Consider the following 10,083-nt stretch of genomic DNA (forward strand, 5'->3'; position numbering starts at 1 on the left):
GTAATCATGGCGACCGGGTCCGGGAAGACCCGGGTCGCGATCCGCAGCACGCAGGAACTCCACGCAGGCCGCGTGCTGGTACTCGTACCCTCGCTCGACCTGCTCACCCAGACCGAGGCCGCATGGCGGCTGCGTCGCATGTAGGTGCGGGTATGCGGGGTCCAACTGGTCGGCAGGTCAGTTGTCGGCGCTGCGCAGCGCGTTCGGTGTCAGGCTGGAGTAGCCAATCAGGGTGGCCACCTCGTTCGTAGCGCGGCCTGCCCTTGCGTGTGCCGACCTACCCCAGGGTCTAGCGGACGTAGTCCATGTGTGTGGTGTCCTCCAGCCAGACAACCTCGGCTTCCTGGACGAGGTCGTCCTCCTACAGAACCGCGCTCATCAGGCCTCCTGGGCTCTCGCGGGCGGGCACCAGCCTTCGGGTGTGCCATCCACGCGCCTCGGCCCAGACTCCACCACGAACGAACAGGGGGGCAGGCTTCGTCTGCCGTCCGCTCGGCGTGCGGACTCACAGGACTGCAGCGGCAGCTGCGGGCGTTGGACCTCCGTCACCGGCGGGGCTGTCATCCGGGAGCAGGGCCGAGCTTGGGTGGTGGGGTCCGGGTGTGCCGCTGTAAGCGTTCTTGCTGCTTCTTCCCTCTCATTGAGTAGCCGGGGTGTTCCCGGCATCTGATGGAGGAGGACGAGCAGACGGTGCACACTGTGTGGGCTTGGACTTCTGCAGTGGTCTGCTTCAGCGCAGCTGCTGTGGTGCGGGCGTACGCCTACCGGATTCGGGAGCGGGGCAGACGCAAGACCATCACCGCCGTACTCCAACACCTCAATGAGCAGGGAGGGTTTGCTCACGCCGTCGACCAGGACGGCCGGTCGTGGACCATGCGGGCGTCCCGGGCGCAGCAGGCGGGAAGCTGTGCAGATAGCCAAGTACAGAGGGTGAGAAGCGCTGGGCATGTCGAGTGACAGCATCGGGCCTGCCTTCGACCAGTTGTACCGGGCGTCGTACCGCAGGATGCTCGCCAAGGGAATTGTGGTGTGCGGTGGAAACTCTGCCGTGGCTCAAGACGCGGTACAGGAGGCCTTCATCCGGTGCTGGCGTCGTATGCAGGATGTTCACGGCCCGCCGGTGGAGCACTGGCATGCGTGGCTGTCCACGGTGGTCGTGCGTGAGTGCCTCGCGGCTCTGCGTCAGCTGCCGGCCACCTTTCCCCTGGAGGACCGCGACTTCTCTTCCACCACACCGGATTTGGCAGCGCACCTGGACCTCAAGGACGCGTATCGTCGGGTATGCGGGGCGATCGCTCAGTTAAGCGAGCAGCAGCGTGCAGCCGTCGCGCTGTGCTGCATGGCGGATCTTGATGCCAAGCAGGCGGGGGCACTGATGGGCGTCGAGGCGCCGACGGTACGCGTGCACCTGAGCAGAGCCCGCAAGACGTTGGGACCTCTGTGGGCGGAGTTCAATTCCCTGGGGCTCTTTGACGACCAGCGGGAAGGCGGGGCGCGATGAGTGACAGCTCAGACCACACCACGATCCGGCACTCCCTGACCGGCCGACTACGGCGCCGCCCGGTCGATCGCGCGGGCGCAAACGATGACGACGATACGCGCCTGCGCGACACGGTCCGCAGCACCGAGGATGCCGTCCTTCACGCACTGGAACCGGTGGTGGATGTCGAGCAGTCCCTGGCGGCCCTCAAGCAGCGTCTGGAACAGAGCCCTGCGCCGGCAGCTGCCTCTGTCCTCGACCGTGTCCCGGCTCTCGTTGCCCTGGTCCATGGCCCGGAGCACCGTCTTGCCTACGTCAACGACGCCTACACGGCGGCCTTCGGCGTACGGCCTGTGGGCGTACCGGCCTGGGAGGGGCTCCCCGAGCTGGACGAGCTGGGGCTGCTGCCGCTCCTGGACCAGGTCCTGCGCAGCGGCCGGCCGTGCACGGTCAAGTCACGCAAGGCGGCCAGCGGCCGGTCCTACACCCTCACCTGCACCCCGGTGGCCGACGACGGCGGGGGCGTGATGGTCTTCGCGGTCGATGTCACCGACCACGCCGAGGCGGCCGAGCGCCTGCGCGCCGGCGAGCGCCGCCAGCGCGAGACGGCTATGACCCTGCAACGCTCGCTGCTCCCGCAGGAGTTGGAGCAGCCTGAGGGCCTGCGCATCGCTGCCACCTACCAGCCGGGCGGCACGGAGGCCGCAGTCGGCGGCGACTGGTACGACGCCATCCCCCTCACTGCCGGCCGCACCGCCCTGGTCATCGGCGACGTCATGGGCCGCGGCGTGCGCGCGGCGGCCGTCATGGGCCAGCTGCGTGCGGCCGTGCGCGCCTACGCCCGCCTGGACCTGCCCCCCAACGAGGTCGTGCAGCACCTGGACGACCTGATCACGGAGTTCGACGCCGACCACATCGCCACCTGCGTGTACGCCGTCCACGACCCCGCCCAGAGCCGCCTGGTCTACGCATCGGCCGGCCACCCGCCCCTCCTGGTCCGCGACCACAACGGCACCGTCCTGCGCGCCGACGACCCTACCGGCCCGCCCCTGGGCACGGGCGGCTGGACGCACACCTGCGGCACGATCCCCCTCGCCCCCGGCTCCACCGCCGTCCTCTACACCAACGGTCTGATCAACCACCGCGACCAGGACCCCGACCAGGCCATCACCTTCCTGGCACGGACACTGCACAGCGGCGCAAACCACAGCCCCCAGGTGCTCTGCGACCGGCTGCTCCGCACGGCCGGCATTACCGCCGACCACCACGACGACACAGCCATCCTTGTCCTCCAACGCACGAGCACAGACAGCCCCCCGCCAGCCCTGCCGCACTGAGCCCCTCCACCCCAATCCGGCCACCACCATCTACCAGTACAGCGCCGCCGCCCAGCACCGGGGATGCCGCCGCCAAGACCCCCGACAGACTCAGCTTGTTCTTTATGGTCTGAGTCGCCTGAATAGCGTGCGGCAAGGCCAATCCAGCCCCTGAGTAGGGTTGTGGCCATGGCCAGGGGAATGGGGCGGCGGCCCAAGGTGGATCTGGACAGCGGCGTCGAGGACGCGACGATGCTCATCTTGGAATGGCTTGGCGAACAGAGTGTAGGTGCCATGATCCGGGTCGACGCGGAGCGCATGCGTGACGGTCAGCCGGCGTGGACATTCGCAGCCTCTGGTGGGCCTCTGGATGTTGGGGTGAGGGCCGATGGGGCCTCGGCCGCCGAGTGCATGGGCAAGGCATTGCTTGGATTGCGAGAAGCCGGGCTGGTCGTTCCCTTCTGAAGCCGTGTTGAGCGTCTGAGCTGGTCGCGTTCGGTGACGCTTTCGGGGCGTCTGACGGTCTTGCCGACGCCATGGCGGGTGGCGGGGCGCCGGTTCCTCGAGCCGAGCGGCCTGCCGGAGCCGGGCCGGTTGGGTTTTGGCGCACGGGCCGGACACGGCAAGCTCGGGCGGAGGTTCCTGAACCCCCGGCGAACCCGGGCCGGGGTGAGCCGGCCCGGGCTCGGCAGGCTTCTCCCATGGACGACGAAGGTCGGCGACCAGAGGCCGGGCGAGGAGGAGTTGGGTGTGGGCCGCGATGATCAGCCAGGTCCACCGGTCCGCCGCTGCGGGCGTGCGGAGCTTCGGGCGGGTCCAGCCCAGCGTCTGCTTGATCGTCCGGAAGGTGTGCTCCAGATCGAATCTGCGCAGGAACGCCTGCCAGCGCAGATCGACGTCCTCACCCGACAGGCCGGTTGCCGACGACCAAAGCCAGACCGGCAGTGGATCGTGACCGCCAGGCAGGCGGTCGACCTCCAGATGGATCAACGTGCCTTCGATGACCGGGATTTCGCCGGTGTGGTCGATGGTCGATCCATGCCGAGCGCGTGGTCAGCCTCGGGTGAATGCGGTCCCAGGCCATCACGCGAGCGGTGCCGTAGCGGTCGGTGACCTGCACGGTCTCCGCGTCCGGATCGCCCCAGGAAACCGGCTTGGCGAAGCGGAACTCCTCGCCATGCTTCGGCGGGCGTCCTCCCTGTGGCGGAGAGATCCACGGGACCGGAACTGGCTTGCGCCTCACACGGTCCGTGCGCATCCGCCCACGACCTCGACCGGCAGTCCGGCCAGGAGATGGGCCATGCGCGGAGCGTCGTATCCGGCATCGAAGACCACCAGGATGTCGCGGTCACCCGGCTTCCAACGCCCCATCTCGATAAGGTCGGTGACCACCCGGCGGACCTGGGCGGCAGTGACCTCGGCGACATCGTCGGCTTGCCCCAGCCGCAGCGCGTCCAGGATCTGACACCACGAGGTCCGGCCCGACTCCAGCGCGGCGACGAACCATGCTCGAGCCGAATGGCATCCAAGTCTTCGCTCCGCGGCTGTTGCCGCGGGGCGTTCACACCGCCCTCGGCGTGGGATAGACCCAGGTCGCGTCGGCGAGCGGCTGGGCCCAGGTCCACGGCCAGTTGCCGGTGCCATAACAGTTGAACGACGCACGCGCGGGCAGCTGCTGGCACCGACGTAGCCGCCACCCGGTCACCGAACCGGCGAGGACGCCGGAGCAGATCGAGAACCTCTTCCCGTAAGCCAAGAGGGTCAGCCATCGGGCGACGGCGCGCGGCCAGCGTGTCGAGGCCCGCGACCACCTGCCGGTGGTCGTGTCGACAGCCGTCGGCGGTGGCCAGGGACACAAGCGGCGGTCCACGTCGGAGCGACCGGAAGCCCGGCGATCAGCGTCACACTCGCGACTGGCCGGAATCTGGATGGCTTCTGGGCCCGGCACGGTTCCGGCTCGGTAGCTGCCGTGTCTTCGCGCCAGGACCTGACCTGGGGCGGCGCGGTGGCATGGGAGGGCAGCAGGCAAGGGGGGTTTGTACCCGCATGGGTGCGGGCCGTCTCGCGCCTAGCGGATCCTGAGCTCCGCCTGCCGCACCCCGCCGGAGAGCAGGGTGATGACGGCGGCGCTCGCGCTGATCGCCGCGCCGACGAGGAACATCGGTGTGACTCCGACCGACGCCGCCGCCAGGCCGAAGAGCGGGAAGATGAGCGGGGCGAGGCCGACATGGGAGAGCGCGAGGACCGCGGCGACCCGGCCCTGGTAGGAGGCAGCCGTGTTGTGCTGGATCAAGGCGATCGACAGGCCGCCGCACACTCCGCCCACCAGGCCCGCGAAGCCTGCCACCGCCGCGGCGCCGGCCACGGTCGGCAGCAGTCCGATGGCGCCGATCGCGCCGGACGCCACGACGAGCGCGCCGGCTTGGGCGATTCCGGCGCGCCGGATCCGTCCCATGAGGGACAGGCCGATGGCCCCCACCCCGGCGCCGACCGCGAACGCACCGAGTATCCAGCCGATGCCGGAGGCTTCGAAGCCCCGGTCCTTGGCCAGGAGGAACACGCCCATCTGGAGCGGCGGCATGAACCCGATCTCGCTCAACGCGGTGGCGAGCACCAGGGGGCCGACCACCCGGTGGTGTCTGATGTAGCGCAGCCCGTCGGTCAAGTCCCGCCAGGGGCTGGTGACTTGGCTCTCCTCTTGGCTCGGCGGCAGCGGTGCGATGCGTACGGAGACGAGCAGGGCCAAGGAGAGCGCGAACAGCGCCCCGGCGAACGCGAACGCGGCCTCCCCGTGGTGGGCGAGTGAGAATCCGGCCAGGGGCGGACCCACGGCCTTCCCGATCCGGATCGCCAGCTGCCGCATGCCGACGAGGCGGACGACCTCGTCGGGGCCGGTGAGCCGCGGCGGCAGTGCGCCCACCGCCGGCATGAACGCGGCGTCCACCACCCCGAAGACCAGCGCCACCACGATCAGCAGCCACAGCTCGGGGGTGCTGAGCCACAGCAGGGCGGCGACCGCGAGGATCACCGCCGCCCGCAGGGCGTCGGAGCCGATGACGACCTTGCGTGGATCGAACCGGTCGGCGATCACTCCGCCGACGAGCATCAGCAGTGCCCGGGGCACGGCGCCGAGCGCCAGTACGATGCCGACCTGGGCGGGGCCCGCGAGCTGGGCGGCGGCCCAGCCGAGGGCGAGGAAGTAGACGCTGTCGCCCACGATGGACGCGAAGTACGCGGTGAGCCAGCGCAGCACATTCGTGTCGCGGTGCGCGGGCCGCGACACGGTCTTCGCGGTCGCGTCTGAGGGAGCGAAGGCGCCGGGCTCGGCAGGTGGCACGGAGCCGCCCAATTCGACAGGTCCGGCTATGTCGGCATCAGTCACAGTCCCGGATCTTCACGTCAAAGTCACTGCGGGGCAAGGGACTCCGTGAAGCTGACGCCCGCTCCGGGCGGCGGGCGAACGGCACCGACCACGCAGGTGCAGGACGGGCGCGTCGGCGGGCGCTTCGCCGTGCGCCGCCTCGCTCATGCCGTCCCTACTCGTTCCGTAGTCCGCCGCGAGGCGGATTCGAGCGGTCCACGAGCGCGGGCACCCATGCTGCCTGGCGAGGCTGAACCAGATTGGGCTGTATCGGCGGACGGACAGATCATGCTGATGGCGAACGACGAGATGCCCGGGTACGACCCCGCGACAGCGCGGCGCGGCGGCAACGTCCTCGACCCGCACCTCGACCGGTACGCCGCGCGCACCGCGGGCATGACCGCATCGGAGATCCGGGCGTTGTTCTCGGTCGCCAACAGGCCGGGGATGGTCTCGCTGGCCGGCGGCATGCCGAACCTGGCCGCGCTGCCGCTGGAGACACTCTCGACGCAGATCGCGCAGATCATCGCGGAGGACGGCCTGACGGCGCTGCAGTACGCGTCGGCGCACGGTCAGCCGCTGCTGCGGGAACAGATCTGCGAGGTGATGGCGCTGGAGGGCATCACGGCGCATCCGGACGACGTCGTGGTGACGGTCGGCTCGCAGATGGGCCTCGACCTGGTGACCCGGCTGTTCTGCGACCCGGGCGACGTGGTGGTGGCCGAAGGCCCCTCGTACGTGGGCGCGTTGGGCTCGTTCGCCGCGTACCAGGCGCAGGTCGTGCACGTGGCGATGGACGAGCACGGCCTGGTGCCGGAAGGGCTGCGGGCGGCGCTGCGCCAGGCCAGGATCGCCGGGCAGCGCGTGAAGCTGCTGTACACGATCCCGAACTTCCACAACCCGGCCGGCGTGACGCTGGCGGTCGAGCGGCGGGCGGAGATCCTGGAGATCTGCCGTACGTACGACGTGCTGGTCGTCGAGGACAATCCGTACGGTCTGCTCGGCTTCGAGGGACAGACCTACCCGGCGCTGCGCTCGCTGGACCCGGACAATGTGGTGTACCTGGGATCGTTCTCGAAAACGTTCGCCTCCGGCCTGCGGGTCGGATGGGTCCTTGCACCGCACGGGGTGCGGGAGAAGCTGGTGCTTGCCACGGAATCGGCGACGCTGTGCCCGCCCACGCTGAACCAGATGATCGTGTCGCGCTACCTGGCCACGCACGACTGGCAGGGCCAGATCAAGCTGCTCCGGGAGAACTACCGCGAGCGCCGCGACGCGATGCTGTGCGCCTTGGAGCAGTACCTGCCTCCCGGCCACACGTGGACGGAGCCGGACGGCGGGTTCTACGTGTGGCTGACCGTGCCGGAGGGCGTGGACACGAAGGCGATGCTGCCGCGCGCGGTGGCCGCCGGAGTGGCGTACGCGTCGGGTACCGGGTTCTACGCGGACGGGTCCGGCACCCGCCAACTGCGCTTGTCCTACTGCTATCCGACGCCGGAGCGGACACGTGAGGGAGTGCGCCGCCTTGCCGCGGTCCTGGAGTCCGAGACGGACCCCGCGCGCGCCTTCGACAGCCTGGGCTCCCGCCAGGTACGGATACCGGCGCCGCGGACGCGCTAGTCGGCCGGGACGTACGCGCCCCACACCTCGCGCAGCGCGTCACAGACCTCGCCGACGGTGGCCCCGGCGGCGAGAGCCTCCCGCATCGGATAGAGGATGTTGCCCGTTCCCGTCGCCGCCTCCTGCACCAGCGACAACGCGGCCGCCACGCGGTCGGCGCACCGCCAGGCGCGCAGCTTGGCCAGGCGCTCGGCCTGCCGGTCCTCGATGTCGTCCGCCATCCTCTCGCCGACGTACGCCCCCGCGAACGGATCGGCCGCGGCCGACTCCGTGGCCGACGCCGTGGCCGACTCCGTGGCCGACGATCCGAGGTACCTCACGTCGTCCCCTTCGCGCGTCACACGCGCCCAGATCCTGCGCGCGGAACGGTACTTGACGATCGCGCGCGCGGGCGTCGCACCCGCCTCGGCCAGGTGGTGGCTGGCGCCGGAGATCGAGATGATGCTCCACTTCGGGATCTCGGCCCGGCAGTACTCGAAGATGTCCGCGATCAGGCGCAGCGACGGCTCGGGCGGGAAGATGTAGGCCCCTCGCGCGAGGTAATCCTCCACGACGTCTTTCTGGATCCGCCCCGTCAGCCGGTCGGCCGGGACGCCCTGCTCCTCGGCCACCAGTTGGTAGAGCAGGAGGAGCAACGCCGCAGGGGCGTCGATCGCCAGCGACGTCGACACCTCGCCCAGCGGGATACCGCCGAACAGGACCCGCATGTCGTCGATCGAGTCGATCGCCACCCCGACCTTGCCGACCTCGCCGGAGGCGATCGGGGCATCCGAGTCGTGGCCCATCTGCGTGGGCAGGTCGAAGGCGACCGAAAGGCCCGTCGTGCCGTTCGCGATCAGCTGCCTGTACCGGGCGTTGGACTCGACGGCCGTACCGAAGCCCGCGTCCTTGCGCATCGTCCAGAAAAGCCCCGACTCGCCTGCTCTGGTGCGGTTCATCGCTTCCCACTCCTTACGACGAGGACCGGTCACCGTCAGCCGTCAGCCGACTACCGTCCAGGTGTCGCCGCCCGCGAGCAGGGCGGCGAGGTCGCCTTTGCCGTTGTGCTCGATGGCGGTGTCGAGCTGGTCGGACATCAACGTGTCGTAGACCGGTCGTTTGATGTCGCGGAAGACGCCGATGGGGGTGTGGTGCAGGGTGTCGGGATCGGCGAGGCGGGAGAGTGCGAAGGCCAGCGTCGGTGAGGTGGAGTGGGCGTCGTGGACCAGGATCTGGGACTCGGTCTCAGGTGTGACCGGGACGACTTTGAGGTCGCCGGTGGCCGCATCGCGTACGACGCCCTTGGAGCCCAGGCCGTTGTCGAGGGGGGTCCCGAAGCGGATGGGCTCTCCGTGTTCGAGGCGGATGACGGCTTCCTCGGCCTGCTGTTTGTCCTTCAGCACCTCGAAGGCGCCGTCGTTGAAGATGTTGCAGTTCTGGTAGATCTCCACCAGGGCGGTGCCGGGGTGTTCGGCGGCCTCGCGCAGCACGGAGGTGAGGTGCTTGCGGTCGGAGTCCACGGTGCGGGCCACGAAGCTGGCCTCCGCGCCGATGGCCAGGGAGACGGGGTTGAAGGGGGCGTCCAGGGAGCCCATCGGCGTCGACTTGGTGATCTTGCCGACCTCGGAGGTGGGCGAGTACTGGCCCTTGGTCAGTCCGTAGATCCGGTTGTTGAAGAGCAGGATCTTCAGGTTCACGTTGCGGCGCAGGGCGTGGATGAGGTGGTTGCCGCCGATGGACAGCGCGTCACCGTCGCCGGTGACCACCCACACGCTCAAGTCGCGCCGCGATGAGGCGAGTCCGGTGGCGATGGCGGGGGCGCGGCCGTGGATGGAGTGCATCCCGTAGGTGTTCATGTAGTACGGGAAGCGGGAGCTGCAGCCGATGCCGGAGACGAAGACGATGTTCTCTTTGGCCAGGCCGAGTTCGGGCATGAAGCCCTGCACAGCGGCCAGGACCGCGTAGTCACCGCAGCCGGGGCACCAACGCACCTCCTGATCGGACTTGAAGTCCTTGGCGGCGAGCGGGACTTCACTCTTGGGGACGAGGGTGAGTGCCTCAGTGGGCATGGAGGGCCTCCTTGAGGACGGTCGCGAGCTGCTCGGCCTTGAACGGCATCCCGTTGACCTGCGTGTGCGAGACGGCGTCGACCAGGTACTTGGCGCGGAGCAGCATGGCCAGCTGCCCCAGGTTCATCTCGGGGATCACCACACGGTCGTACGCACGCAGCGCCTCGCCGAGATTCCGGGGGAAGGGGTTGAGGTGGCGCAGATGGGCCTGGGCGACGCTCTCGCCGACCGCGCGCAGGCGGCGTACCGCCGCGGTGA

At 69.6% G+C, this 10,083-nt stretch carries 7 protein-coding genes and 4 pseudogenes; 5 read left to right on the plus strand and 6 right to left on the minus strand.

The window, feature by feature from the left end; translation table 11 throughout:
• From AC07AG_RS42450 to AC07AG_RS42465, 4 genes and pseudogenes are all read left to right on the plus strand, one after another.
• Positions 1-129: pseudogene (locus tag AC07AG_RS42450) on the plus strand (DEAD/DEAH box helicase family protein); the annotation flags it as partial.
• 817 nt (positions 130-946) lie between these two features.
• Complete coding sequence (locus tag AC07AG_RS42455; protein WP_478762546.1) at positions 947-1,501, plus strand: RNA polymerase sigma factor; 555 nt, start codon at positions 947-949, stop codon at positions 1,499-1,501.
• Positions 1,498-2,793, plus strand: a pseudogene (locus tag AC07AG_RS42460) (PP2C family protein-serine/threonine phosphatase); the annotation flags it as partial. The gene AC07AG_RS42455 and the pseudogene AC07AG_RS42460, both read left to right, overlap by 4 nt.
• A 192-nt stretch (positions 2,794-2,985) precedes the next feature.
• The gene (locus tag AC07AG_RS42465) at positions 2,986-3,261 is read left to right on the plus strand and encodes a hypothetical protein (RefSeq protein ID WP_478762548.1); all 276 of its coding nucleotides are present in this window, start codon (positions 2,986-2,988) and stop codon (positions 3,259-3,261) included.
• Between the two features lie 14 nt (positions 3,262-3,275).
• Here AC07AG_RS42465 and AC07AG_RS42470 read toward each other — a convergent pair.
• From AC07AG_RS42470 to AC07AG_RS42480, 3 genes and pseudogenes are all read right to left on the minus strand, one after another.
• A pseudogene (locus tag AC07AG_RS42470) lies at positions 3,276-4,356 on the minus strand (transposase); the annotation flags it as partial.
• Position 4,357: 1 nt separating this feature from the next.
• Positions 4,358-4,552: a hypothetical protein gene (locus tag AC07AG_RS42475; RefSeq protein WP_478762558.1), complete on the minus strand. Its 195-nt coding sequence runs from the start codon at positions 4,550-4,552 to the stop codon at positions 4,358-4,360.
• 312 nt (positions 4,553-4,864) lie between these two features.
• Complete coding sequence (locus AC07AG_RS42480) at positions 4,865-6,178, minus strand: MFS transporter (protein WP_478762550.1); 1,314 nt, start codon at positions 6,176-6,178, stop codon at positions 4,865-4,867.
• Between the two features lie 267 nt (positions 6,179-6,445).
• On the opposite strand from AC07AG_RS42480, the gene AC07AG_RS42485 reads away from it, so the two are divergent.
• The gene (locus AC07AG_RS42485) at positions 6,446-7,777 is read left to right on the plus strand and encodes an aminotransferase-like domain-containing protein (protein WP_478762552.1); all 1,332 of its coding nucleotides are present in this window, start codon (positions 6,446-6,448) and stop codon (positions 7,775-7,777) included.
• Here AC07AG_RS42485 and AC07AG_RS42490 read toward each other — a convergent pair.
• From AC07AG_RS42490 to AC07AG_RS42500, 3 genes and pseudogenes are all read right to left on the minus strand, one after another.
• Entirely contained in the window at positions 7,774-8,715 is a 942-nt protein-coding gene (locus AC07AG_RS42490; RefSeq protein WP_478762554.1) for a methylmalonyl-CoA mutase family protein, read from the minus strand. The genes AC07AG_RS42485 and AC07AG_RS42490 overlap by 4 nt on opposite strands.
• Positions 8,716-8,757: 42 nt before the next feature.
• A complete protein-coding gene (locus AC07AG_RS42495) occupies positions 8,758-9,825 on the minus strand; it encodes a 2-oxoacid:ferredoxin oxidoreductase subunit beta (RefSeq protein ID WP_478762556.1) in 1,068 nt (355 codons plus the stop codon).
• A pseudogene (locus tag AC07AG_RS42500) lies at positions 9,815-10,083 on the minus strand (2-oxoacid:acceptor oxidoreductase subunit alpha); the annotation flags it as partial. The pseudogene AC07AG_RS42500 and the gene AC07AG_RS42495, both read right to left, overlap by 11 nt.

Source organism: Streptomyces sp. NPDC044044 (genome assembly GCF_056434405.1).